22 protein-coding genes and 1 pseudogene are annotated in these 22,898 nt (G+C 71.7%); 3 read left to right on the forward strand and 20 right to left on the reverse strand.

All coding sequences use genetic code 11. The features are described from left to right. Nucleotides 1-205 precede the first annotated feature (205 nt). Nucleotides 206-1,306, forward strand: a complete 1,101-nt coding sequence (locus GXW83_RS29005; protein ID WP_182447627.1) for an LLM class flavin-dependent oxidoreductase — start codon at nucleotides 206-208, stop codon at nucleotides 1,304-1,306. A gap of 83 nt (nucleotides 1,307-1,389) precedes the next feature. Here GXW83_RS29005 and GXW83_RS29010 read toward each other — a convergent pair whose 3' ends face one another. Then, nucleotides 1,390-1,782, reverse strand: coding sequence for an SCO5389 family protein (locus tag GXW83_RS29010; RefSeq protein ID WP_182446005.1), 393 nt, complete (start codon nucleotides 1,780-1,782; stop codon nucleotides 1,390-1,392). 473 nt (nucleotides 1,783-2,255) lie between these two features. Between GXW83_RS29010 and nucS the strand changes: the two genes are divergently transcribed. Further along, on the forward strand, nucleotides 2,256-2,915 hold the full coding sequence (nucS, locus tag GXW83_RS29015; RefSeq protein ID WP_182446006.1) for an endonuclease NucS: 660 nt from the start codon (nucleotides 2,256-2,258) through the stop codon (nucleotides 2,913-2,915). A 7-nt stretch (nucleotides 2,916-2,922) separates the two neighbouring features. Here the strand turns inward: nucS and GXW83_RS29020 are convergent, their stop codons facing one another. The 3 genes from GXW83_RS29020 to GXW83_RS29030 form a co-directional block, all read right to left on the reverse strand. Further along, on the reverse strand, nucleotides 2,923-5,517 hold the full coding sequence (locus GXW83_RS29020) for an ATP-binding protein (RefSeq protein ID WP_182446007.1): 2,595 nt from the start codon (nucleotides 5,515-5,517) through the stop codon (nucleotides 2,923-2,925). A 155-nt stretch (nucleotides 5,518-5,672) separates the two neighbouring features. After that, on the reverse strand, nucleotides 5,673-6,056 hold the full coding sequence (locus GXW83_RS29025) for an STAS domain-containing protein (RefSeq protein WP_182446008.1): 384 nt from the start codon (nucleotides 6,054-6,056) through the stop codon (nucleotides 5,673-5,675). Nucleotides 6,057-6,301: 245 nt separating this feature from the next. After that, on the reverse strand, nucleotides 6,302-7,162 hold the full coding sequence (locus GXW83_RS29030; RefSeq protein WP_182446009.1) for a 3-hydroxyacyl-CoA dehydrogenase family protein: 861 nt from the start codon (nucleotides 7,160-7,162) through the stop codon (nucleotides 6,302-6,304). A gap of 165 nt (nucleotides 7,163-7,327) precedes the next feature. Between GXW83_RS29030 and GXW83_RS29035 the strand changes: the two genes are divergently transcribed. Continuing rightward, nucleotides 7,328-7,651: a hypothetical protein gene (locus tag GXW83_RS29035; protein WP_182446010.1), complete on the forward strand. Its 324-nt coding sequence runs from the start codon at nucleotides 7,328-7,330 to the stop codon at nucleotides 7,649-7,651. 30 nt (nucleotides 7,652-7,681) lie between these two features. Here GXW83_RS29035 and murA read toward each other — a convergent pair whose 3' ends face one another. The 16 genes and pseudogenes from murA to GXW83_RS29115 form a co-directional block, all read right to left on the reverse strand. Then, a complete protein-coding gene (murA, locus tag GXW83_RS29040) occupies nucleotides 7,682-8,974 on the reverse strand; it encodes a UDP-N-acetylglucosamine 1-carboxyvinyltransferase (protein ID WP_182446011.1) in 1,293 nt (430 codons plus the stop codon). A 38-nt stretch (nucleotides 8,975-9,012) separates the two neighbouring features. Continuing rightward, nucleotides 9,013-9,585 (reverse strand): cob(I)yrinic acid a,c-diamide adenosyltransferase, encoded by a 573-nt coding sequence (locus GXW83_RS29045; protein ID WP_182446012.1) that lies wholly within the window; start codon nucleotides 9,583-9,585, stop codon nucleotides 9,013-9,015. 38 nt (nucleotides 9,586-9,623) lie between these two features. Next, nucleotides 9,624-10,160 carry a DUF2550 domain-containing protein gene (locus GXW83_RS29050; protein ID WP_182446013.1) on the reverse strand — a complete coding sequence of 179 codons (537 nt, stop codon included), beginning with the start codon at nucleotides 10,158-10,160 and terminating at the stop codon, nucleotides 9,624-9,626. A 191-nt stretch (nucleotides 10,161-10,351) separates the two neighbouring features. Next, entirely contained in the window at nucleotides 10,352-10,723 is a 372-nt protein-coding gene (locus GXW83_RS29055) for a F0F1 ATP synthase subunit epsilon (protein ID WP_182446014.1), read from the reverse strand. Between the two features lie 175 nt (nucleotides 10,724-10,898). Beyond that, the gene (gene atpD / locus GXW83_RS29060) at nucleotides 10,899-12,344 is read right to left on the reverse strand and encodes a F0F1 ATP synthase subunit beta (protein ID WP_182446015.1); all 1,446 of its coding nucleotides are present in this window, start codon (nucleotides 12,342-12,344) and stop codon (nucleotides 10,899-10,901) included. A gap of 2 nt (nucleotides 12,345-12,346) precedes the next feature. Continuing rightward, entirely contained in the window at nucleotides 12,347-13,258 is a 912-nt protein-coding gene (locus GXW83_RS29065; RefSeq protein WP_182446016.1) for a F0F1 ATP synthase subunit gamma, read from the reverse strand. A gap of 28 nt (nucleotides 13,259-13,286) precedes the next feature. Next, complete coding sequence (atpA, locus tag GXW83_RS29070; protein ID WP_182446017.1) at nucleotides 13,287-14,861, reverse strand: F0F1 ATP synthase subunit alpha; 1,575 nt, start codon at nucleotides 14,859-14,861, stop codon at nucleotides 13,287-13,289. A gap of 161 nt (nucleotides 14,862-15,022) precedes the next feature. Beyond that, nucleotides 15,023-15,838 carry a F0F1 ATP synthase subunit delta gene (locus tag GXW83_RS29075; protein ID WP_182446018.1) on the reverse strand — a complete coding sequence of 272 codons (816 nt, stop codon included), beginning with the start codon at nucleotides 15,836-15,838 and terminating at the stop codon, nucleotides 15,023-15,025. Then, complete coding sequence (locus GXW83_RS29080; protein WP_182447628.1) at nucleotides 15,835-16,383, reverse strand: F0F1 ATP synthase subunit B; 549 nt, start codon at nucleotides 16,381-16,383, stop codon at nucleotides 15,835-15,837. The genes GXW83_RS29075 and GXW83_RS29080 overlap by 4 nt, the downstream gene beginning before the upstream one ends. 43 nt (nucleotides 16,384-16,426) lie before the next feature. Continuing rightward, entirely contained in the window at nucleotides 16,427-16,681 is a 255-nt protein-coding gene (gene atpE / locus GXW83_RS29085; RefSeq protein ID WP_182446019.1) for an ATP synthase F0 subunit C, read from the reverse strand. A 73-nt stretch (nucleotides 16,682-16,754) separates the two neighbouring features. Next, nucleotides 16,755-17,561, reverse strand: a complete 807-nt coding sequence (atpB, locus tag GXW83_RS29090; protein WP_182446020.1) for a F0F1 ATP synthase subunit A — start codon at nucleotides 17,559-17,561, stop codon at nucleotides 16,755-16,757. 282 nt (nucleotides 17,562-17,843) lie between these two features. Next, a complete protein-coding gene (locus GXW83_RS29095; RefSeq protein WP_182446021.1) occupies nucleotides 17,844-18,305 on the reverse strand; it encodes a hypothetical protein in 462 nt (153 codons plus the stop codon). A gap of 221 nt (nucleotides 18,306-18,526) precedes the next feature. Then, complete coding sequence (locus GXW83_RS29100; RefSeq protein WP_182446022.1) at nucleotides 18,527-19,855, reverse strand: MraY family glycosyltransferase; 1,329 nt, start codon at nucleotides 19,853-19,855, stop codon at nucleotides 18,527-18,529. Between the two features lie 202 nt (nucleotides 19,856-20,057). After that, a pseudogene (glyA, locus tag GXW83_RS29105) lies at nucleotides 20,058-21,340 on the reverse strand (serine hydroxymethyltransferase). A gap of 88 nt (nucleotides 21,341-21,428) precedes the next feature. Continuing rightward, nucleotides 21,429-22,025 carry a protein-tyrosine-phosphatase gene (locus tag GXW83_RS29110; protein ID WP_225447572.1) on the reverse strand — a complete coding sequence of 199 codons (597 nt, stop codon included), beginning with the start codon at nucleotides 22,023-22,025 and terminating at the stop codon, nucleotides 21,429-21,431. Nucleotides 22,026-22,195: 170 nt separating this feature from the next. Then, on the reverse strand, nucleotides 22,196-22,846 hold the full coding sequence (locus GXW83_RS29115) for an L-threonylcarbamoyladenylate synthase (protein WP_182446023.1): 651 nt from the start codon (nucleotides 22,844-22,846) through the stop codon (nucleotides 22,196-22,198). Nucleotides 22,847-22,898 lie beyond the last annotated feature (52 nt).

A 22,898-nucleotide genomic window follows, 5' to 3' on the forward strand; every position in this document is an offset into this window, starting at 1 on the left:
GCGAGCCCAAATCATGGTGCCACCGGCACATGACATGAGTTACTCCAGAGGGAGGCGCGGGACCGAAGTTCCCCGCGGGACCGAGGAGTTGATTCCCATGTCGGCCAGAGCCGGACATGAAGGCGCCGTCGCCACCGTGCGGGTGCCCAGGCAGCGGGTGGCCCCCAGGGCCGTCCCCGGCCCCACCGCCGTGAAGCCGCCGCCCATCCGCACCGGGGCGTTCCTGCTGGCCGCGCAGTTCCCGGGCCAGGGCCACGCCGAGGCGCTGGACCGCGCCGTGTCGGCCGCCGTCGCCGCCGAGGAGGCGGGCCTGGACAGCGTCTGGCTGGCGGAGCACCACTTCGTGCCGTACGGCGTCTGCCCGTCCGCGACCACGCTGGCCGCGCTGCTGCTGGGCCGTACCCAGCGGATCCGGGTCGGCACGGCGGTCAGCGTGCTGCCGACGCAGCACCCGGTCTCCCTCGGCGAGCAGGCCGCGTTGCTGCACCTCACCTCCGGCGGCCGGTTCACCCTGGGCGTCGGCCGCGGCGGCCCCTGGGTGGACCTGGACGTCTTCGGCACCGGCGTGGACGCCTACGAGAACGGCTTCGCCGAGTCGCTGGAGCTGCTGCTGCGCTGGCTGCGCTCGGCGCGGGTCGGGGCCGACGGCCCGCGCTACCGCTTCCCCGAGGTGGCGGTGGTGCCCCGGGCGGACGAGCACCCGCTGCCGTTCCCGGCCCCCGGCGGGCGCCGGGGCCCCGAGTACGCCGGTGCGCGCGGCCCGGCGGCCGCGACCGCGGGCGGCCCGCCGGTAATGGTCGCCTGCACCTCGCTGGGCACCGTCCGACTGGCGGCGCAGCAGGGCGTGCCGATGCTGCTGGGCATGCACTCCGGGGACGAGGACAAGGCCGGCATGGTCGCCGCGTACCGGACGGCGGCGCGCGAGGCCGGGCGCACGCCCGACGAGATCGACCGGATCGAGTCGGAGCACATGGCCGCCGGGGTGGCCCAGGTCGAGGACAGCGGCGCGGAGGCCAAGCGGGTGCTGCTCAAGTCCATGCCCGCCTGGTTCCACTACGGCCTGTCGGCGCACCGCACGGTGGACGGCCGGGAGCGCCGGATGCGCGATCCGCGCGAGTACACCGAGCTGCTCTGCGGGCTGCACGCCGTGGGCACCCCGCAGCTGTGTGCGGACCGGCTGGCGGCGACCGCCGAGCGGACCGGGGTGCGGCGCTTCGCGCTGCTGGTCGAGGGCTCGGGTGACCGGGAGTCCACCCTGCGGAACGTGGAGCGGCTGGGCTCGGAGGTCCTGCCGCTGCTGCTGTGAGCCGTGGCCCGGCCCGTCGGTGGGGGCCGGTCTCGTACGCGGCCTACACCGACGGGTCGATCGGCTTGCTGGGAGGGCGGGGGCTAGCAGTCCCTCAGTTCCTCCGACTGGTTGAGCACCTGGGCACGGATCGAGGTGAAGAGCGCATAGCGGTCGTCAGACCCCGGTCCGAGCGGGAAGACCGCGACCCGGTGGCAGTTCTGGAACGCCAGGCGGACACCGAAGTGCCGCTCCAGCGATCCCCTGATCGCATCACTCGCCAACGCGCGGAGCAACTGGCCACGGGCCTGCTCCGAGGGCGGCGGAACCTGGTTGTCGGCGAACTCACTGCCGTCGACTTTCTGCTGGGCCACCAGCGAACTGATGAGTCCCCAGGCGTAGGGCAGGGAGACGCGGACGCAGTCGACGAATTCCCTTTCATCGACCTCGCCTCGCTCGGCCTTTTCGAGCAGGGCCGGTGAGACGTCGAGCGACATGGGTTCTCCTCTCGCGGACCTCGCAGACCGGGCGGCCTCGAGGTGGTGGTGCGGGGCGGAACGTTTTGGCGCTGGACGGACGTGCCTTTGAACCGAACCTGTCACGCATGCCGTGCGGTTGATGCGCACGAACAAGCGTCCCAGGAATCCGGCATCCGACGGGGCGGAACGGACTATTCCCCCTCTGCCGGGCCACCGGTGATCAAGTGGGACACAAGGGGATCTCCACTGGCTGCGTGCCCCCTCTCCGCACCAGGCCGTTACTCACCGTAGGCCGCCGAACGCAGTTGCACCAGATCGCCGCATGCGGATCTGGCCACTCCTGATCTGACAGGAGCACGACCGCGGCGCGCGTCCGGACCGGACGGCTCACTTCTCCGGCTGAACGCGCCCGCGCGCCCGGACGGTTTCCGCCCGGGCCGGTCCGCCGCCGAATCGCTCCGAATGGCCTCCGTGGGCTAGCGTGGTCGGCCATGCGTCTCGTGATTGCCCGCTGCTCCGTCGACTACGCAGGACGGCTCACCGCCCACCTGCCGTCCGCCCAGCGGCTCATCCTGGTGAAGTCCGACGGCAGCGTCGCCATCCACTCGGATGACCGCGCCTACAAGCCCCTCAACTGGATGTCGCCGCCCTGCACCCTCAAGGAGGAGGAGGGCCGGTGGACGGTGGAGAACAAGGCCGGGGAGAAACTGATCATCACCCTGGAGGAGGTCGCCCTCGACTCCTCGCACGAACTCGGCGTGGACCCCGGACTGATCAAGGACGGCGTCGAGGCGCACCTGCAGGAACTCCTCGCCGACCGGATGGAGGTCCTCGGCGAGGGCTGGACGCTGATCCGGCGCGAGTACCCCACCGCGATCGGCCCGGTCGACATCCTGTGCCGCAACAGCGAGGGCGTGACCGTCGCCATCGAGATCAAGCGCCGCGGCGAGATCGACGGCGTCGAGCAGCTGACCAGGTACCTGGAGCTGCTGAACCGCGATCCGCTGCTGGCGCCGGTCAAGGGCGTCTTCGCCGCCCAGCAGATCAAGCCGCAGGCGCGGGTGCTGGCCCTGGACCGCGGCATCGGCTGTGTCGTCCTCGACTACGACGCGCTGCGCGGCATCGAGGACGACAAGCTCAAGCTGTTCTGACCCGGCCTCAGGGGGTGGCGGAGGTACCGGCGGTGCCGGTGGTCCCGGTGGTCCCGGTGCCGCCGGTGCTCACCGGAGGCGTCGTGGTCGGCGGCGGCGTGGTCGGCGGAGGGGTCGTCGGCGGCGGAGTCGTCGGCGGGGGCGTGGTGGGCGGCGGCACGGTCGGCGACTTCGTCGGCGGCGGGGATGACGCGTGGGTCGGCGGGGGCGTCACCGGGGCGCTCGACTGCGGGGGGCTGGGGGTGGTGCTGGGGCTGGGCGTGGTGGTGGCCGTGGCACCGGCGTCGGGAGTGGCCCCGGCGGGCTGGGTCTGCGGGGCGCCCACCGCGCCCGGACTGGACGCCGAGGCGGAGGCCGAACCGCTCGCGCCGCCCGGACCCGCACTGCCGCCGCCGGGGGTGCTCGGCGCGCCGGTCTGGGTGACCACCGGGACGGTCTTCACCCCGGCGCTGTTGTCCGGGTGCCGGAACGCGCCCACGGCCAGGGCGATGCCGGAGCCCAGTGCGCCCATCAGGACGACACCGGCCACCGCCGCGGCGATCTGACGGCGGCTCACCGGCGCGTCGTCGCCGGGGGCGCGGTCCGACCGCCCGGCGAGCCGGCGCAGGCCGCCGCGGGGCGGTCCGGCGGCGGCGAGCACGACCGGGCCCGCCGTCAGCGCCCGCATGGAGCCCTCCAGCAGGGCCAGGGTGGTGCGTCCGGCACTGGCGGCCCTGACGTCGCCCAGGGCGGCCCGCAGGGCGATGGAGGCCTCCAGCTCGGCGCGTGAGCGGTCGTAGGCGCCCACGCACAGCCCGAGCACGCCCAGCTCGTGGTGGAACCACGCCTCCTCCGCGACCGCGCCGGTCACCCGGGCGGACTCCAGGCCGAAGCGCAGCGCCCGCTCCCAGGCGCCCCAGCGCAGCGACAGCGCGAACGAGGGCGCGGCGGCGCGGGCCAGCAGGACGACCTTGGCGTGGCGTCCCGCCTCCCGGTCCGCGCGCATGGCGGCCAGCAGCACCTCGGCCTCGTCGGCGATCTGCTCCGGCGTCACCGAGGCGTGGCCGGTCCACCAGACGAAGTGCTGCCCGGCCTCGCGGGCGGCGTCGCTGCCGGGCCACTCGTCGGCGAGCAGCTCGCACACGCCGTCCACCAGCCGGTGGTGCACCCCGGTGGCGACCGCGAGCCCGGCCTCGACCAGCTCCTCCAGCGCCGCCTCGCCGTGGCCGACGTCGACCAGGGCCGGCAGGTGCGGGGCGGTGGGGCACTCGCCGCCGAGCGCGGTGGCCAGCCGCAGGGTGCGGCGGGCGGGGTCGCTGAGGCCGCGGGCGATGCGGACGGCCGGGGCGGCGCTCTCGGCGACCGAGGGCAGCGGCACCGGGTCCGGCGGCGGCTCGCCCACCGACTCGTGCTGGCTGACGTAGGCGTCGAAGCCGCCGGGTGTGGGCCGGGGGCCGGCCGCCGGATCGACCAGCGTGCCGGAGACCCGCTGCGTGTCCAGCAGTTCCACGCCCTCGACGGGCCCGATGCCCTCCCAGTCGGGCCCGGGGAGCCCGGCGGCGAGCGCCTCGATGGCGGCCTCGCGGTGCCGCAGCAGCGCCCCGGCCTGGACGAAGCGCAGCGGCAGCCCCTCGGACTCGAACCACAGGTCCACCGCCCAGGCGCGCTCGGTCTCGTCCAGCGAGCGTCCGGCCAGCCGGGCCAGCAGCGAGAGGCTGGCCTGCCGGGACAGCCCGGGGATGGTGACCTCCTCCATCCGCGAGCTGGCGACCGGGGCGCTGACGTCCGGGGTGGCGGAGACCAGGAAGGCGCACTCGGGGGCGGCGGAGAGCAGCTCCTCCAGCGCCTCGGCGCCGAACTCGATGTCGTCCACCACCACGACCGCGCCGACGCCGCGCAGCAGCGCGGGCAGCCGGTCGCGGCCGGGCCGGTAGCCGGGGGCGCGGTAGGTGGCCGCGAACAGCTCCTGGAGCAGGTCGGCGGCGGTCCGGCGGTAGCCGGAGAGCTGGACGACGCCCGCCGGGGCGACCCCGGCGCAGGCGGCGGCGACGGTGTCCAGCACGGCGGTGCGGCCGGAGCCGGCCGGGCCGGTGAGCCGGACGCAGCGGCCCTGGCCGAGGCGGTCCCGGAGCCGGTCGCAGAGGGCGTCGCGCTCCAGCAGGTGGCCGCCGGTGGCGCGGGGGCGGGCGGAGGCGTCGGGGGCGATCAGCGAGGGCTGCGGGCGCCGGTCGGCCGGGCAGTCGCCGACGGAGGTGCCGTCGGGGGCGTTGACGTGGACCAGCAGGTCGCCGACGACGATGCTGCCGGTGCGGGTGCTGCCGTCGGCCGGTCCGTCGACGGCATCGTCCCAGGAGGGCTCGACGGCGAGCAGCGAGGTCTGCACGGTGGTGGCGGTCCCGGCGCTGCGGGCGACCTCGGTGGAGGCCGTGGCGGCGTAGCGCACGGGCAGGTTGGCGGCGGCGCCGTCGGGTATGGACCCGTGCTCGTACTCGGCTCCGGGGGCGCGTTCGACGGTCGGCATGGAGACGGTCGGGGTCTCGGCCGGGGGCTCGGTCGAAGCCTGGCTCTCGGGAAGGGATCGGGTCGCGGAGTCGTCGCCATCCCCCACCACATGCGGGTTCATGTTCCTCTTTCGCCCCCGGTTACGTACGCAGTGCGCAGTGCGGGCACATTCTCCCGTCCGCGCGCGGCGTTCCGGCGCCGTGACGCAGACCGTTGCACACTCTTCACCATTTGCGCACCGGAGGCGAGGGCAGCCGTCACACCGTTACGGGACGGTCACCCGGTGGACACCGGCAGGGCCGGTGCGGACAGCTCCGGGGCGAGGCCGACGGCCAGGTCGGCGCTCAGCTCGGGGGCGTCCGGGACGTAGCCCTCGATGGCCAGGATGCGGTGCAGCTTGGTGGCCACCAGCAGCCGCTGCAGCTGCGGGGGGATGCCGCGGAGCACCATCCGCCGCCCGCAGCGGCCGGCCCGGCGGTGGGTGCCCATCAGCACGCCCAGGCCGGTGGCGTCCCAGGAGTCGAGGCCGGAGAGGTCCAGGACCAGGTCGCCGTGGCCGTGGTCGACGGCGCGGTGCAGCACGGAGCGGGCGTCGGCGGCGGTGCGGACGTCCAGGCGCCCCTCGATGGCCAGCTCGTCGTGGTCACCCCTGATCCGCATATCCGCTCCTTCGTGGCATGCCGAGGGTCCAAGTGTCCTTGCTTCTCCCATCTGACGCGGAACCAGCTGTCCGAGTTGCTGGCCACGGCGAAATCTGACGGGAAATCACTCGTTCGAGTGAGGGTTTTTCCTCCCATGTCGCAAGTACGGCCGATTATTGTGCATCGCGCACGGCGCGGCAGTCCCAGGTGATCAAGCTCACCCGGGACTGCGGCCCGTTGTGACGACCGTTACGGCGACGCCGGTTACTTGGCCGCGTCGTAGCCGTAGAAGCCGCGGCCGCTCTTGCGGCCCAGATCCCCGGCGGTGACCATGCGGGCCATGATCTCGGGCGCGGCGAACTTCTCGTCCTGCGTCTCGTTGTAGATGTTGCGGGCCGCGTGCAGCAGGATGTCCACGCCGGTGAGGTCGGCCGTGGCCAGCGGGCCCATGGCGTGGCCGAAGCCCAGCCGGCAGGCGGTGTCGATGTCCTCGGCGGTGGCGACGCCGGACTCGTAGAGCTTGACCGCCTCCACCACCAGGGCGGTGATCAGCCGGGTGGTGACGAAGCCGGCCACGTCGCGGTTGACGACCACACAGGTCTTGCCCACGCCCTCGGCGAAGGCCCGGGCGGCGGCCAGCGCGGCGTCGCTGGTCTTGTAGCCGCGCACCAGCTCGCACAGCTGCATCATCGGCACCGGCGAGAAGAAGTGGACGCCGACCACGGACTCCGGGCGCTCGGTCACCGCGGCGATGTGGGTGATCGGGATGGCCGAGGTGTTGGTGGCCAGCACCGCGCCCGGCTTGACGATCCGGTCGAGCGCCCGGAAGACCTCCTGCTTGACCTCCAGCTGCTCGAACACCGCCTCCACGACGATGTCCGCCCCGGCGACGTCCTCCAGCTCGGTGGTGGTGGTGATCCGCGCCAGCGCCGCCTCGGCGGCCTCGGCGGTGAGCTTGTCCTTGGCGACGAAGCGCTCGTAGGAGGCCGTGATCCCGGCCACCCCCCGGTCCAGCGCCGCCTGGGTCACATCGCGCAGGACCACGTCGTACCCCGCCTGCGCGGATACCTGGGCGATGCCCGAGCCCATGAGCCCGGCTCCGATGACAGCGATCTGCTCGGCCACGGTGGTGTCCCTCTCGTCGTTGAGTGCCTCCGGAGGAATCTAGCGCCCGGCCGCAGCGCCCCCGCGCCCGGACCGGTGGCCCGGCGGCCCCGGGATGTCCGGAAGTCGGCCGAAAGCAGGCCCTCGACAGGGTTGGCGCGGGCCCGAACGCCGGAGAATAGGAGGGTGAGCCGACTCGACCCCCTGCTCCAGCTGGTGCTGCCGTTCGCCGTGGTGGGCGTGATCATCGTGCTGTACCGCTGGGCCGCGCGCGGCGGCCGCTCGTTCGTCCCCCGGGTGCCGCGCCCCGGCAGCCCGGACGAGTACGGCCTGCTGGTGCCGGTGGCCGCACCCGCCGACGACGCCGAGGCGCTGCGGCTGGGCGCGCTGCTGGACCGGGCGGGCGTGCGCAACACCCTGGTGCGCACCACCCACGGCCTGCGGATCATGGTCTGGGGCGACCAGGCCCCGCAGGCCCGCAGCCTGCTGCACGGCCGCAACCAGACCTGACCGGGCCGGTCGGCGGGGTCGGAGGCGGCGTCAGAACGGGTCCGGGTCGGGCTCCCGGGTGACGTCCGCACCCAGGCCGGTGAGCTGCTCCACGAAGCCCGCGTAGCCCCGGTCGATGTGGTGGATCTCGGAGACCAGGGTCGGGCCCTCGGCGACCAGCCCGGCCAGCAGCAGCCCGGCCCCGGCCCGGATGTCGGTGGAGCGCACCGGCGCGCCGGAGAGCCGCGGGATGCCCCGCAGCACCGCGTGGTGGCCGTCGGTGCGCACCTGCGCGCCGAGCCGGGCCAGCTCCTGGAGGAAGACGAAGCGGGCCTCGAAGATGTTCTCTGTGATCATCGACACACCCTCGGCGACCGAGTTCAGTGCGGCGAACTGCGGCTGCAGGTCGGTGGCGAAGCCCGGGTAGGGCAGCGTCACCACGTCCACCGCGCGCGGGCGGCGCTCCATCACCACCCGGAAGCCGTCGTCCAGGTCGGTCACCTCGGCGCCACTGGCCACCAGCTTGTCCAGGGCGATCCGCAGGTGCTCGGCGTGCGCGTGGCCGATGCTGATGTCGCCCTGGGTCATCGCCGCGGCCACCGCGAAGGTCCCGGCGACGATGCGGTCCGACAGCGTCTCGTACGCCACCGGCGAGAGCCGGTCCACGCCCTGCACCTCAATGGTGGAGCTGCCCGCGCCGCCGATCTTCGCGCCCATGGCCTCCAGCATCCGGCACAGGTCGACGATCTCCGGCTCGCGCGCGGCGTTGTCGATGACCGTGCCGCCCTCCGCCAGCACCGCCGCCATCAGGATGTTCTCGGTGGCGCCGACGCTGGGGAAGTCCAGCTCGACGGTGCTGCCGCGGAGCCCGGCCGGGGCGGAGGCGAGCAGGAAGCCGTGCTCGTTGGTGATCTCCGCGCCCAGCCTGGTGAGCCCGTCGATGTGCATGTCCAGGCCGCGCGAGCCGATGGCGTCCCCGCCCGGCCGGGCCACCTTCACCCGGCCGCAGCGGGCCAGCAGCGGGCCCAGCACGGCGATGGACGCCCGCATCCGCCGGACCAGGTCGTAGTCGGCCTCGTGGCCCGGATCGGCGGGGACGTCGATGACGGCCGTGCCGGTGTGGTCGCCGGGCTCGGCCGACCACTCCAGCGTGACCGTGCAGCCCATGCGGCGCAGCAGCTCCGCCATGATCTCCACGTCGAGGATCCGCGGCAGGTTGCCCAGCCGGGTCTCCCCCTCCGCCAGCAGCGCCGCAGCCATCAGCTTGAGCCCGCTGTTCTTCGCGCCGGGGACCTGCACCCGCCCCGCGAGCCTCGATCCACCCACCACTCGCAAGCGTTCCATCCCGGCATCGTACGGGCAGTGCCGGGCGCCGTCGGCGGCTAGCGGTTCTCGCCGGGCACCCAGAGCACGTCGCCGACGGCCTTGTTGGCGCTGCGGGCGAGGATGAACAGCAGGTCGGACAGGCGGTTGAGGTAGGTCGCGGCAAGCGGGTTGACGCTGTCGCCGTGGGCCTCGATCGCGGCCCAGGTGCTGCGCTCGGCCCGGCGGACCACGGTGCAGGCCACGTGCAGGTAGGCCGCGCCGGGGGTGCCGCCGGGCAGGATGAAGCTGCGCAACTTCTCCAACTCGGCGTTGAAGCGGTCGCAGTCCTGCTCCAGCCGGTCCACGTAGCTCTGCAGCACCCGCAGCGGCGGGTACTCCGGGTCGGGGACGACCGGGGTGGCCAGGTCGGCGCCGACGTCGAACAGGTCGTTCTGGATGCGCGTCAGCACGGCCGTGACGTCCTCGTCCAGGCCGCCGCAGGCGATCGCCACGCCGATGGCGGCGTTGGCCTCGTTGCTGTCGGCGTAGGCCGCCAGCCGGGGGTCGGTCTTGCGGGTCCGGCTCATGTCGCCGAGCGCGGTGGAGCCGTCGTCGCCGGTACGGGTGTAGATGCGGGTGAGGTTGACCATGCCGCGAGCGTAGCGCGGGGGTCTGTGGCGCAGGGGTGTCAGGCGACGTTGACCCGCTGGCCGGGCGGGGCCGCCTCCAGCCAGGCCAGGAAGCCGGTCAGGGCGTCCTCGCTCATCGCCAGCTCCAGCGGCTCACCGGCGTGCAGGCAGGTCAGCACGACCGCTCCGGAGAGCAGCGCCAGCTCCTCCTGGCCCTCGGGGGTGCGCCGGTACAGCACCTCGATCCGGGAGCGCTGCAACACCCGGCGCGGCCGGGGGGCGTAGCTGAAGACCCGGAACCACTCGACGGAGTCGTTGTTGTAGCGGGCGATGCCGAACACCCAGCCCTTGCCGCCGTCGTCGGCGGAGACCGGCGCGGGCGCGGAGCCGGAGGGCAGCGGGGCGTCGGCGGGCGCGGCGCCCGCCTCGGCGGGGGCGTCCGGGCCGGCCGGGGTGAGCGGCGGCATCCGCAGCCGCGCCGAACAGTCGAAGGTGCCGCCGGCCCGCTGGATCAGCCGGCGCCGGAGCGCGAACGCGCCCAGCCCGATCAGGACGGCCAGCAGGACCGCGATGACGATCACCACTGCGAGGACCATGCCCTGCCACCTCCTCGCGTGTCGGCCGGCGCCCGGAAACCGCTATGACTTCTGTGCCTCTTCAACTGCCGCGCCGCCCTTGGGGTAACTCTCGTTCTCCCGTGCGGGGACGCAGTGGTCCCGGGGCCACTCGCGTGCCCCGGGACCGGTCGTACAGCGTGCACTGATCGTACAAGTAGTTCGAGAAGCGCCTAGCGGTTGGTCGCGGCCTGGAGCCGGACGGCGGCGCGGCGCTGGGCCGCGGCCTCCGCATCGGACTTGGCCGCCGCCAGGGCACGCTCGGCACGCTCGACGTCGATCTCGTCGGCGAGTTCGGCGACCTCGGCCAGGATCGACAGCTTGTTGTCCGCGAAGGACAGGAAGCCGCCGTGGACGGCCGCGACCACGGTCGTGCCGTCGGCCTGCCGGATGGTCACCGGGTCGGACTCCATGACGCCCAGGACGGGGGTGTGCCCGGCCTGGATGCCGATGTCACCGGACTTGGTACGGGCAAGGACGATCGTGGCCTCGCCCGACCAGACCTTGCGGTCGGCCGCGACCAGCTCGACATGCAGCTCAGCCACAGTGGGCTCCTCGGTCTTGATGCCCGTGCCGTGAAGCCCGGGTTGCGGAAAGAATAACGTTCCCCCCGGCCGGCGGTGCACCCGGGGAGGTGTCCGGTGATCAGCTCACCGGAAGCGCGCCGAGGGGCGGTCCCGTACGGGGCCGCCCCTCGGTGCCGGGCCCTGGAAGAAGCGGTTACTTCTTCGCCAGCTCGGCGGCGTTGCGCTCCAGGTCGTCGATGCCGCCGCACATGAAGAACGCCTGCTCCGGAACGGCGTCGTACTTGCCGTCGGCGATGGCGTTGAACGCGTGGATGGTCTCGTCGAGCGGGACGGTCGAACCCTCGACGCCGGTGAACTGCTTCGCCACGTAGGTGTTCTGCGAGAGGAAGCGCTCGATGCGGCGGGCGCGGTAGACGGTGGTCTTGTCTTCCTCGCTCAGCTCGTCGATACCGAGGATGGCGATGATGTCCTGGAGGTCCTTGTACTTCTGCAGGATCCCCTTGATGCGGACGGCCGTGTCGTAGTGGTCCTGCGCGATGTAGCGCGGGTCCAGGATGCGGGACGAGGAGTCCAGCGGGTCGACGGCCGGGTAGATGCCCTTCTCGGAGATCGGACGGGAGAGAACCGTCGTCGCGTCGAGGTGGGCGAAGGTGGTGGCCGGGGCCGGGTCGGTCAGGTCGTCCGCGGGGACGTAGATCGCCTGCATGGAGGTGATCGAGTGACCGCGGGTCGAGGTGATGCGCTCCTGCAGGAGGCCCATCTCGTCCGCCAGGTTCGGCTGGTAACCCACGGCCGAGGGCATGCGGCCCAGCAGGGTCGACACCTCGGAACCGGCCTGGGTGAACCGGAAGATGTTGTCGATGAACAGCAGGACGTCCTGGCCCTGCACGTCGCGGAAGTACTCGGCCATGGTCAGGGCCGACAGGGCGACGCGCAGACGGGTGCCCGGGGGCTCGTCCATCTGGCCGAAGACCAGCGCGGTCTTGTCCAGAACGCCGGAGTCCTTCATCTCCTCGATGAGGTCGTTGCCCTCACGGGTGCGCTCACCGACACCGGCGAAGACCGACACACCACCGAAGTTCTCGGCGACGCGGTAGATCATCTCCTGGATGAGGACGGTCTTGCCGACACCGGCACCGCCGAACAGGCCGATCTTGCCACCCTGGACGTACGGGGTGAGCAGGTCGATGACCTTGATGCCGGTCTCGAACATCGCGGTCTTCGACTCGAGCTGGTCGAAGCGGGGGGCGGTGCGGTGGATCGGCCAGCGGGTCTCGACCTGGGCGTCGAACTCGGCCCGGTCCACGTTCAGGACCTCGCCGAGGGCGTTGAACACCTTGCCCTTGGTGATGTCGCCGACCGGCACCGAGATCGCGCTGCCGGTGTCGGTGACACCGGCGCCGCGGACCAGGCCGTCGGTGGGCTGCATCGAGATGGCACGGACCAGGCCGTCGCCGAGGTGCTGCGCGACCTCGAGGGTCAGCACCTTGCGGCCGGTGCCGTCGGGCGCGTCGACGTCGACGTGCAGGGCGTGGAACATCGGCGGCATGGCGTCGACGGGGAACTCCACGTCGACGACCGGACCGATGACCCGCGCGACACGGCCGGTGGCCGTCGCGGTCTCAACAGTGGCAGTCATTGTCAGTCACTCCCCGCGTTCGCGTCGGCCAGGGCGCTGGCGCCACCGACGATCTCGCTGATTTCCTGGGTGATCTCGGCCTGTCGGGCCGAGTTGGCAAGCCGCGAGAGCGACTTGATGAGGTCTCCCGCATTGTCGGTCGCGCTCTTCATCGCACGCCGGCGGGCGGCGTGCTCCGAGGCGGCCGACTGCAGCAGCGCGTTGTAGATCCTGCTCTCGACGTACCGCGGCAGCAGGGCGTCCAGGACGCCCTCGGCCGACGGTTCGAAGTCGTACAGCGGGAAGGGGCCCTGCTCCTGCGCCGCGGCCTGCGTCTCCTCCAGCCGGAGCGGGAGCAGCCGCACGTCCACCGCGTTCTGCGTGAGCATGGACACGAACTCGGTCGACACGATGTGCAGTTCGTCGACGCCGCCCTCGGCCGTGTCGGTCACGAACGCGTCGATCAGGTCGGCCGAGACATCCTTGGCGTCCTGGTACGTCGGCTTGTCCGAGAACCCGGTCCACGCCTTCGCCACCTCGCGGTTGCGGAAGGCGAAGTAGCCCACGCCCTTGCGGCCCACGACGTACTGCTGCACCTGCTTGCCCTCGGCCGTGAGCCGGTCGACCAGCAGTTGCGACGCCTTGAGCGCGTTGGCCGAGTAGCCGCCGGCCAGACCGCGGTCGGCCGTGACCACCAGCACCGCCACCCGCACCGGGGACTCCGGCTCGGAGGTGAGCGGGTGCTTGGCGTTGGACCTCGTCGCCACCGCGGTGACCGCGCGGGTCAGCTCGTCCGCGTACGGGGAGGAGGCTGCCACCGCGCGCTGCGCCTTCATGATGCGCGACGCGGAGATCATCTCCATCGCCTTGGTGATCTTCTTCGTCGCGGTGACAGAGCGGATCCGGCGCTTGTAGACCCGAAGCTGTGCTCCCATGGGTCGTTACCGTCCTTTCCGTCTCTCGTCAGGCCGAGTCGCCGAGCAGCGCGCCCTCAGAGGTGGTGAACTCCTTCTTGAACGAAGCGATGGCCTCGGTCAGGGAGGCGATCGTGCCGTCCTCGAGCTTGCTGGTCTCGACGATGGTGGTCAGCACACCCTTGTGCTCGCGGCGCAGGTAGTCGAGGAACTCGCGCTCGAACTTGCGGATGTCCGCGACCGGGACGTTGTCCAGCTTGCCGGTGGTGCCGGCCCAGACCGAGACGACCTGCTCCTCGACCGGGAACGGCTGGTACTGGCCCTGCTTGAGCAGCTCGACCAGGCGGGCGCCGCGCTCCAGCTGCGCCTTGGAGGCCGCGTCCAGGTCGGAGCCGAAGGCGGCGAACGCCTCCAGCTCGCGGTACTGGGCGAGGTCCAGACGCAGGCGGCCGGCCACCGACTTCATGGCCTTGATCTGCGCGGAGCCACCGACGCGGGAGACCGAGATACCGACGTTCACGGCCGGGCGGATGCCGGCGTTGAACAGGTCGGACTCCAGGAAGCACTGGCCGTCGGTGATGGAGATGACGTTGGTCGGGATGTACGCCGAGACGTCGTTGGCCTTGGTCTCGATGATCGGCAGACCGGTCATCGAGCCCGCGCCCAGCTCGTCCGACAGCTTGGCGCAACGCTCCAGCAGGCGGGAGTGCAGGTAGAAGACGTCGCCCGGGTAGGCCTCGCGGCCCGGCGGACGGCGCAGCAGCAGCGACACGGCGCGGTACGCCTCGGCCTGCTTGCTCAGGTCGTCGAAGATGATGAGGACGTGCTTGCCGTCGTACATCCACTCCTGGCCGATGGCCGAACCGGTGTACGGGGCGAGGTACTTGAAGCCGGCCGGGTCGGACGCCGGGGCGGCCACGATGGTGGTGTACTCCAGCGCGCCCGCCTCCTCCAGCGCACCGCGCACGGAGGCGATGGTCGAGCCCTTCTGGCCGATGGCGACGTAGATGCAGCGGACCTGCTTCTTCGGGTCGCCCGAGCGCCAGTTGTCGCGCTGGTTGATGATCGTGTCGATCGCCACCGCGGTCTTGCCGGTCTGGCGGTCGCCGATGATCAGCTGGCGCTGGCCGCGGCCGATCGGGGTCATCGCGTCGATGGCCTTGATGCCGGTCTGCATCGGCTCGTGCACCGACTTGCGGACCATGACGCCGGGAGCCTGCAGCTCCAGGGCGCGGCGGCCGTGGGACTCGATCTCGCCGAGGCCGTCGATCGGCTGGCCGAGCGGGTCCACGACGCGGCCGAGGTAGCCCTCGCCCACGGGGACCGACAGGACCTCGCCGGTGCGGCGGACCGTCTGGCCCTCCTCGATTGCGCTGTACTCGCCGAGGACGACGACACCGATCTCGCGGGTGTCGAGGTTCAGCGCGAGCCCGAGGGTTCCGTCCTCGAACTTGAGCAGCTCGTTCGCCATGACCGAGGGCAGACCCTCGACCCGGGCGATGCCGTCAGCCGTGTAGGTGACAGTGCCGACCTCTTCACGCGAGGCGGCGTCCGGCTGGTACGACTGGACGAAGGTGTCCAGCGCGTCCCGGATCTCCTCCGGCCGGATCGTGAGCTCCGCCATCTGGGTTCCCTGCTCTCCTAGTTGCGATCCTCGGCCCGCCCGTGGAGGGCCGCAAGTATTCGACTCTCGGCCAGCGGTATGGACTGACCGTATTTACCGACCGAGGGTCGGATGCTGCATGGGGCTTAGCCCGCTGTACTGCTGTACCGCTTTACTGCTGCCTAGCTCACGAGGCCCTGACGGGCGCCGTCCATGCGGTTGGCGATCGTCCCCTCGATGATCTCGTCGCCGATCTGGACCCGGACGCCGCCGAGGACCGCGGGGTCCACGTCGATGTTCAGGTGGACCGGACGCCCGGCCAGCCGCGCCAGGGCCGCGGCGAGGCGGTCCTTCTGCGCGTCCGACAGCGGAACCGCGACGGTCACCAGGGCGACCACGCGACCGCGGCGAGCGGCGGCGAGCCGGGAGAAGTCCTCCAGGCCGCCTTCCAGGCTACGTCCCCGGGGCTGGGTCACCAGCGAGGCGACCAGCTGGGTGGTGGCCGGCTTGGCCTTGCCGCCGAGCAGCCGCTGCACCAGCTCGGCCTTGGCGGCGTTGCCCGCGGCGGTGTCGGTCAGCGCCGAGCGGAGCTCGTTGCTGCCGGCGACGACCCGCCCGAACCGGAACAGCTCGTCCTCGACCTCGTCCAGCGCACCGGCCCGGTCCGCGCCGATGATCTCGGCGTAGGCGGCCAGCTGCTCGATCCCGTCGACCAGGTCGCGCGGGGCGGACCAGCGGGAGCGGACCATGCCGGACAGCAGGTCCTGGGCGTCCGCCCCGATCTTGCCGCCGAACAGCGAACCGATCAGGTCGGCCTTGCGCTGGCCCTCGGTCGCCGGGTCGGTGAGGATCCGGCGAAGCGTGACCTCATGGTCCAGCACGCCGGTGACGGCGAGCAGGTCCGCCGCGAGGGCGGTGACGTCGACCGACGCGTTGTCGGTCAGCGCCTCCAGGCGCTCACGGGCTGCGGCGTTCGACTGACGCGTGGCGCTGCTCACTTGGCGGCGCCCTGCGACTCGGCTGCCTTCGCCTCGAGCTCGTCGAGGAAGCGGTCGATGATCCGGCTCTGGCGCGCGGAGTCCTCGAGGGACTCGCCGACGACCCGGCCGGCCAGGTCGGTGGCGATGCGGCCGACGTCCTGCCGGAGCGCGGTCGTCACCTGCCGACGGTCCGCCTCGATCTGCGCGTGGCCCGCGACGATGATGGACTCGCGCTGGCGCTGCCCCTCCTCGCGCATCTCGGCGATGATCGCCGAACCCTGCTCGCGGGCGTGCTCGGTGATCCGGGCCGCCTCGTGGCGGGCCTCGGCGAGCTGGGCCTTGTACTCCTCAAGCGTGCGGTTGGCCTCGGCCTGAGCCGTTGCCGCCCGTTCCAGGCCACCCTCGATCGCGTCGTGCCGCTCCTCCAGGGTCTTCTGGATGTTGGGCAGGAGCTTCTTTCCGAGGACGCCAAAGACGATCAAGAAGCAGAGCAGGCCGATGATCAGTTCCGACGTGTCGGGAATGAGCGGGTTCTGGCTCGCCCCCTCCGCCAGGATGTTCATCATGTCTGAACCTTTCGTCGAGTGTGGCTACTGGCTGGTCTGGTTACTTCGCCGGGAAGATGAACGGCGCGACCAGGCCGAGGAGGGCCAGAACCTCACAGAGCGCGAAGCCCAGGAACATGTTGGTGCGGATCACCGGCATGGCCTCGGGCTGACGGGCCATGGCCTCGATGGAGTGGCCGAAGACCACGCCGATGCCGACGCCGGGGCCGATCGCGGCAAGACCGTAGGCGATGGCGCCGAGGTTGCCCTGGATGCTGATGTTGCTGGTGGAGGCAGCGAGAAGCTCGGCAGACATTTTTCCTGTCTTCCTATGTGATGCGGTCCGTTGGGGGGCTTCCCAAGCGGAAATCTGGTGGGGACGGGCGGGGTCAGTGACCCTCTTCGAGTGCTCCGCTGATGTAGATCGAGGCGAGCAGCGTGAAGATGTACGCCTGCAGGAACTGGATCAGCACCTCGAAGGCGGTCATGCCGACGGCCATCACGAAGGAGCCGGCGGCGAAGGCCGACATGATCGAGGGGGTCAGCAGGTACCAGCTGGCGACGCTGAACATGACGATCAGCATGTGTCCGGCGAACATGTTGGCCCAGAGCCGCACCGAGAGGGTGAACGGACGCAGGATCACGTTCTGCAGGAACTCGAGGAAGACGATCAGCGGAACCATGTAGCTGGGCAGGCCGTCGAGCCAGACCAGGTTCTTGACGCCGCCCTTGAAGCCGTGGGTCTTGAACGTCAGGTACATGTACGTCAGCCAGACCAGCAGCGCGAGGGCGACCGGGTACGCGTACCGCGAGGCCACCGGGAACTGCGCCAGCGGGATGATGGACATGATGTTCATGAGCCACACGAAGAAGAAGATCGAGGTCAGGAAGGGGACGAACTTGTCGCCCTTCTTGCCGATCACGTCGCGGGCGATGCCCCGAGCGATGAAGTTGTACCCGATCTCACCGACCAGCTGGATCTTCCCGGGGACGAGCTTCGGCTTGCTGAAGGCGACCCAGAAGAAGCCGACGACGACCACCAGGCAGATGATCGCAAGCAGCATCGGCTTGGTGAAGTCGAAGCTCCCGACCGAGAAGATCGGCTTGAAGTTGAATGAGTTGAGGCCCGGCGCGGGGAAGCCACAGTTCGCATTGATGTGGCACCCGCTCTCAGCGAGCAACTTGTGGGCACTCACCCGTGACTCCTTCGTCGTGACGCATAGGAACAGCAACCTTGGGTGTCGGCGCGGCTGGTGGGGCCGCTGGTCGGCACTGGGGACGTTGGGGTGGCGGCGCCGCCGCAGTCGACCCGTCCGTGAGCACTGCGCTCCGCGGCCGAGGACCGGGCACCCCCGTGATCTGTGCTGTGGCTCCAGCGCTCGATCCGGGCACGTCGCCGACCGAGGGGGCTGTGCCCGTCTCGGCCGGATGTGATTCCGGACGATAGCAGATCGGGATGAAGCGTCTTTAGTCCGCCCTTACGTCCCATCACGGGACCCCGTCTTCCCCGGAGGCGTCTCCTTGCGTTCCTTCGCAGGGACGGAGGGCTGCGGGTCGACGTAGAGCATCTTGGTGCGCATGGTGTAGACCACCTGCCCACCCACCCAGGCCAGGGCAGTGGCCAGCAGCGAGAGCGCGAAGGCCCTGCCGTTGAACAGCGTGGTGTTGCGGAAGACGATGATGAAGACGCCCACCAGGAGGATCTGCACCGTGTAGACCAGCAGCCCGGCGGTCATCACCAGTTGCGGCCGGTCCCGGGTCAGGCGCATCAGCACCGCGAACCCGAGGCCGAAGAAGACGGCGACCACGGCCACCGCCACCAGACCGCCGATCAGGCCCTTCTCGCCGGCGACGAGCGCACTGACGATAACGGCGACGACTCCCACAGGGACGGCCGCGGCAGCGGCTCCCCGGAGAATCCGGGCGTCGTTGGACAGCATCGTCGTCAACTCCGGCGCGATGGGTGGAAAGAAGGATGATCCGGTGAAGGCGGAGACTGAGCACGGCGTCACAGGCCCGCGAGGCGGACCGCGACCGAACGACCTTCTCCCATAAGGTCCTTCGGCTCTTCTCCTGATGTCGTGAACGGTATCACAAGCTATTTGGTCAGGTCTTTACTCTTCGGGTGTGCTTCTTGCCACACGAGCCCCACCCGCAGGGATTAACGCACGTTTCGCCCGGATACGCCCGAATGACGGCCGGTGGCGTGTGCCCCGGTCCCGATCCTCCGCAGCATCTCCTCGTCCTCACGGGAGAGCGTGGCCGCGTCCAGCTCGGCCGGGTCGAGCGGCTCGTTCAGCGCTTCCGGGTCGGCCGCCGCCGTACGGCGGTAGCGCGGCGGCAGGAAGCGCTCCGCTATCCGGGGGGCGTGCGGCTTGAACCGGGGCATCAGCAGGAAGAGGATGCCGAGCACGCACAGCGCCATGCCGACCCGGACCGCGTACAGCTCGGTCCGGCTGACCGAGAAGGCGACCGTGGCGAACGCGATCAGCGCACCCCAGAAGTACATGATCATGACGGCCCGGCTGTGCGAGTGCCCGATCTGCAGCAGCCGGTGGTGCAGGTGCTGGCGGTCGGCCGCGAACGGGGACTTCCCCTGCCAGGTCCGGCGGACCACCGCGATCAGCAGGTCCGCCAGCGGGATGGCGATGGCGGTCAGCGGCAGCAGCAGCGGGATGTAGACCGGCACCATCGCGTGGGTGGCCACCGTCTGCGAGTTGTTGTAGTTGGCCGCCAGCGCGCCCGGGTCCACCCCGCCGGTGAGCGAGATCATCGACACCGACAGCACCAGGCCGATCAGCATCGAGCCGGAGTCGCCCATGAAGATCCGGGCCGGGTGCAGGTTGTGCGGCAGGAAGCCCACGCACATGCCCACCAGGATCACGCTGAACAGCGTCGCCGGGGTGGCGTCGGTCAGGCCGTAGCCGTAGGAGAGGCGGTAGGCGTAGACGAAGAACGCCATCGCCGCGATGCAGACCATCCCGGCCGCCAGGCCGTCCAGGCCGTCGATGAAGTTGACCGCGTTGACGCTGAGCACCACCAGCAGCACCGCCAGCAGCGTGCCCCACCACTGCGGCATCAGCACCGGGCCGAAACCGGGCACCGGCAGCCAGAACACGGTCACGCCCTGGTAGACCATGACGCCCGCGGCGACCATCTGCCCGCCCAGCTTCACCAGCGCGTCCACGCCCCACTTGTCGTCCAGGACGCCGATCACCCACATGATCCCGGCGCCCGCCAGCAGCGCCGTCACGTCGGTGTTGTTGTGGAAGACGCTGCTGAGGGTGGTCAGCCTGGAGGCCACCAGCAGGCCGGCGCACAGCCCGCCGAACATGGCGATGCCGCCCAGCCGCGGCGTGGGCTCGCGGTGGACGTCCCGCGCGCGGATCTCCGGCATCGCCCCGGCGAGGATGGCGAACTTCCTGGCGGGCCCGGTCAGCAGATAGGTGACCGCAGCCGTGACGCACAGCGTCAACAGGAACTCACGCACCAGCGCCCTCCTCAACCGCGGTCGGCACCCCCGTGACTCCGGCAGAGCATAGCGTCAGTGACTGGGGGTCGGGATGTGCCTGAAGGTGCCTCACGACGGACCACCTTAGTTACAGGGACGCGGATAACCACCATTGCGGTTTTGTCGACAGCGATGCTTTCTCGGCAGCGCCGCGCCCACCGCCCCGGGGCTCCTTCCCCGTTCAGGCCGGAAAGCGTTCGAGCAGCGTCCGCACCTCGGCCGCCACCGCTCCCCCGCCGCCCTGCCCGTCCCGGCCCGGCCCGCCCGTGCCGCCGGCCCGCAGCGCACGGCCCACCAGCTCCGCGAGCTGCTCCATCTGCGCAGGTCCCATGCCCTGGGTGGTGACGCAGGCGGTGCCCAGCCGGACCCCGGAGGCGGCCGCCGGGGGACGTCCTCGAAGGGCACCGCGCAGCGGCCGACCAGCAGCCCGGCCGCCTCGCAGCGCTGTTCGACCTGCCTGCCGGTCAGCCCCAGGCCCCGGGCGTCGGCGGTGACCAGGTGGGTGTCGGTGCCTCCGGTCAGTGGCCGCAGCCCCAGCCGGGCCAGCGCCCCGGCCAGAACCTGGGCGTTGGCCACGCAGTGCTGTGCGTATGCCGTGAATTCCGGTCCGGCCGCCGCCCCCAGCGCCAGCGCCTTGGCCGCCACCACGTTCATCGCCGGGCCGCCCTGGGTGAACGGGAACACCGCCCGGTCCAGCCGCTCGGCCAGGCCCGCCCGGCACAGCAGCAGGCCGCCGCGCGGGCCGCCGAGCACCTTGTGCGTCGCCCCGACCACCACGTCCGCGTACGGCACCGGCGAGGGCAGCACCCCGGCCGCGACCAGGCCCAGGGTCTGCGAGACGTCCGCCACCAGGTAGGCCCCGACCTCGTCGGCGATCTCCCGGAAGGCAGGCCAGTCGATGCCCCGCGGGTAGGAGATGGCCCCGGCCAGGATCGCCTTGGGCCGGGCCGCGCGGGCCAGGTCGCGCACCTGGTCCAGGTCGATCAGGCCGTCCTCGCGGCGGACCCCGTAGTTGCCGAAGTCGAACCAGCGCCCGGAGAAGTTGGCCCGGGAGCCGTGGGTCAGGTGCCCGCCGTGCGCCAGCGACATGGCCAGCACCGCGTCCCCGGGGCGCAGCAGCGCGGCGTAGGCGGCGAGCACGGCGGCCGTGCCGCTGTGCGGCTGCACATTGGCGTGCTCGGCGCCGAACAGCGACCTGGCCCGCTCCACGGCCAGCTGCTCGACCGCGTCGGCCTGCTCGCAGCCGGTGTGGTGGCGGCGGCCGGGGTAGCCCTCGGCGTACTTGTCGGCCAGGGAGCCGCCGAGGACGGAGCGGACGTCGGGCGAGGAGAGGTTCTCCCCGGCGAGGAGGTGGATCTGGGTGCGGCGCCGTTCGTCCTCGGCGTCGAGCAGCGCGGCGAGCGCGGGGTCGCGCTCGGCGAGCGAGGAAGCCGGGCGGTCCGTAGACCTGGTGACCACTGCCATCGCCTCATTCCCTGCGGGGGCCCGGGCGGGGCGCGACGCAACGTCCGGATGAGGCAACTCTAGGTCGGGAGAAACGGTCCTGCGCGGTCTAGACGCTCACCCGGGCGACACCGGTCAGTGCGGTGACGATGGGGTCGAGCGCGTCGAAGATCTCCTCGCCGCAGTTGCGGAACATGCCCAGTGGCGCGCCGTAGGGATCGTCCACCTCGTCCGCCTCCGGGGTGGCGGCCAGCAGCCAGCCGCGCAGTGCGGCGGCGGCGCGGACCAGGGCCCGGGCGCGCTCGGCGACGTCGCCCGGGCGGTCGGAGGCGTCCGGCAGGGTGGCCGGGTCTATGGCCCGCACCAGCCGGGTGAACTCCTTGAGGGTGAAGGTGCGCAGCCCGGCGGCGTGGCCCATGGAGATCACCTGGGCGCGGTGGTCCAGGGTGGCGGTCAGCACCAGGTCGGCGCCGATGACGTGCTCGTCCAGCAGCTCCCGGCCGATGAAGCCGCGCGGGTCGGCGCCGTACTCGCCGAGGATCTCGGCGGCGTTGGACTCCATCGGCGCGCCCTCGTGGCCCCAGGTCCCGGCGCTCTCCACCAGGATGTCGCCGGCGCTGGTGCCGAGCCGGTGGTCCAGCTCGTGCCGGGTGAGCCGCTCGGCGATCGGCGACCGGCAGACGTTGCCGGTGCACACGTAGAGGATGGTGAAGGCGCCGTGCCTCGGCTCCCCGCCGCCGTAGTACGGCCGCGGCGCGGGGCGGGCATGGCGTCCGACCGACAGCGAACCGCCCAGGGGAACGACAGAACCCGCCCCGGGCCCCCGTTGGGGCCCGATGGCGTGCGCGCCGCTGCGGCCGGTCCGACTGGGGTCGGTCACCTGCCGGCCTCCACCAGGTCGGGTACCACCTCGCGCAGCTGTGCGGCGGTCACCGCACCCGCGCGCAGCAGGACCGGGACCTTGCTGGTGACGTCGACGATGGAGGAGGGCACGGCGTGCTCGGTGCGGCCGCCGTCCAGATAGATGGAGACGCGGTCGCCGAGCTGCTGCTGGGCCTCGTCGCAGTCGGCCGGGGACTGGCCGCCGGTCAGGTTGGCGCTGGAGACCGCGAGCGGGCCGGTGGTGTTCAGCAGCTCGATGGCGACCGGGTGCAGCGGCATCCGGATGGCGACCGTGCCGCGGGCGTCGCCGAGGTCCCAGCGCAGCGACGGCTGGTGCCGGGTGACGATGGTCAGGCCGCCGGGCCAGAACGCGTCCACCAGCTCCCAGGCGGACTCGCTGAAGTCGCTGACCAGGCCGTGCAGGGTGGTCGGGGAGCCGACCAGGACGGGCGTGGGCATGTTGCGGCCCCGGCCCTTGGCGGCCAGCAGGTCGGCCACGGCGTCCGGCTTGAAGGCGTCCGCGCCGAGCCCGTAGACGGTGTCGGTGGGCATCACGACCAGCTCGCCCCGGCGGATCGCCGAGGCGGCCTCGCGCAGTCCTGAGACTCGGTCGCTCGGATCGGCACAGTCATAGCGGCGGCTCATCGGTGCTGGCCCCTTCCCTGGGCGGACACGGCGGTGCAGGTCTCGGTGCGGT

Origin of the sequence: Streptacidiphilus sp. PB12-B1b (genome assembly GCF_014084125.1) — a bacterium.
Classification (GTDB): domain Bacteria; phylum Actinomycetota; class Actinomycetes; order Streptomycetales; family Streptomycetaceae; genus Streptacidiphilus.

Coding starts and splice junctions, on each gene's coding strand:
- GXW83_RS29095 (WP_182446021.1), bottom strand. CDS start 18,305: ATGCTGTCCAACGACGCCCGGATTCTCCGGGGAGCCGCTGCCGCGGCC.
- GXW83_RS29080 (WP_182447628.1), bottom strand. CDS start 16,383: ATGAACATCCTGGCGGAGGGGGCGAGCCAGAACCCGCTCATTCCCGAC.
- murA (WP_182446011.1), bottom strand. CDS start 8,974: ATGGAACGCTTGCGAGTGGTGGGTGGATCGAGGCTCGCGGGGCGGGTG.
- GXW83_RS29115 (WP_182446023.1), bottom strand. CDS start 22,846: ATGAGCCGCCGCTATGACTGTGCCGATCCGAGCGACCGAGTCTCAGGA.
- GXW83_RS29020 (WP_182446007.1), bottom strand. CDS start 5,517: ATGAACCCGCATGTGGTGGGGGATGGCGACGACTCCGCGACCCGATCC.
- GXW83_RS29050 (WP_182446013.1), bottom strand. CDS start 10,160: ATGGTCCTCGCAGTGGTGATCGTCATCGCGGTCCTGCTGGCCGTCCTG.
- atpA (WP_182446017.1), bottom strand. CDS start 14,861: ATGGCGGAGCTCACGATCCGGCCGGAGGAGATCCGGGACGCGCTGGAC.
- atpE (WP_182446019.1), bottom strand. CDS start 16,681: ATGTCTGCCGAGCTTCTCGCTGCCTCCACCAGCAACATCAGCATCCAG.
- GXW83_RS29010 (WP_182446005.1), bottom strand. CDS start 1,782: ATGTCGCTCGACGTCTCACCGGCCCTGCTCGAAAAGGCCGAGCGAGGC.
- GXW83_RS29025 (WP_182446008.1), bottom strand. CDS start 6,056: ATGCGGATCAGGGGTGACCACGACGAGCTGGCCATCGAGGGGCGCCTG.
- atpD (WP_182446015.1), bottom strand. CDS start 12,344: ATGACTGCCACTGTTGAGACCGCGACGGCCACCGGCCGTGTCGCGCGG.
- nucS (WP_182446006.1), top strand. CDS start 2,256: ATGCGTCTCGTGATTGCCCGCTGCTCCGTCGACTACGCAGGACGGCTC.
- GXW83_RS29045 (WP_182446012.1), bottom strand. CDS start 9,585: ATGGTCAACCTCACCCGCATCTACACCCGTACCGGCGACGACGGCTCC.
- GXW83_RS29065 (WP_182446016.1), bottom strand. CDS start 13,258: ATGGGAGCACAGCTTCGGGTCTACAAGCGCCGGATCCGCTCTGTCACC.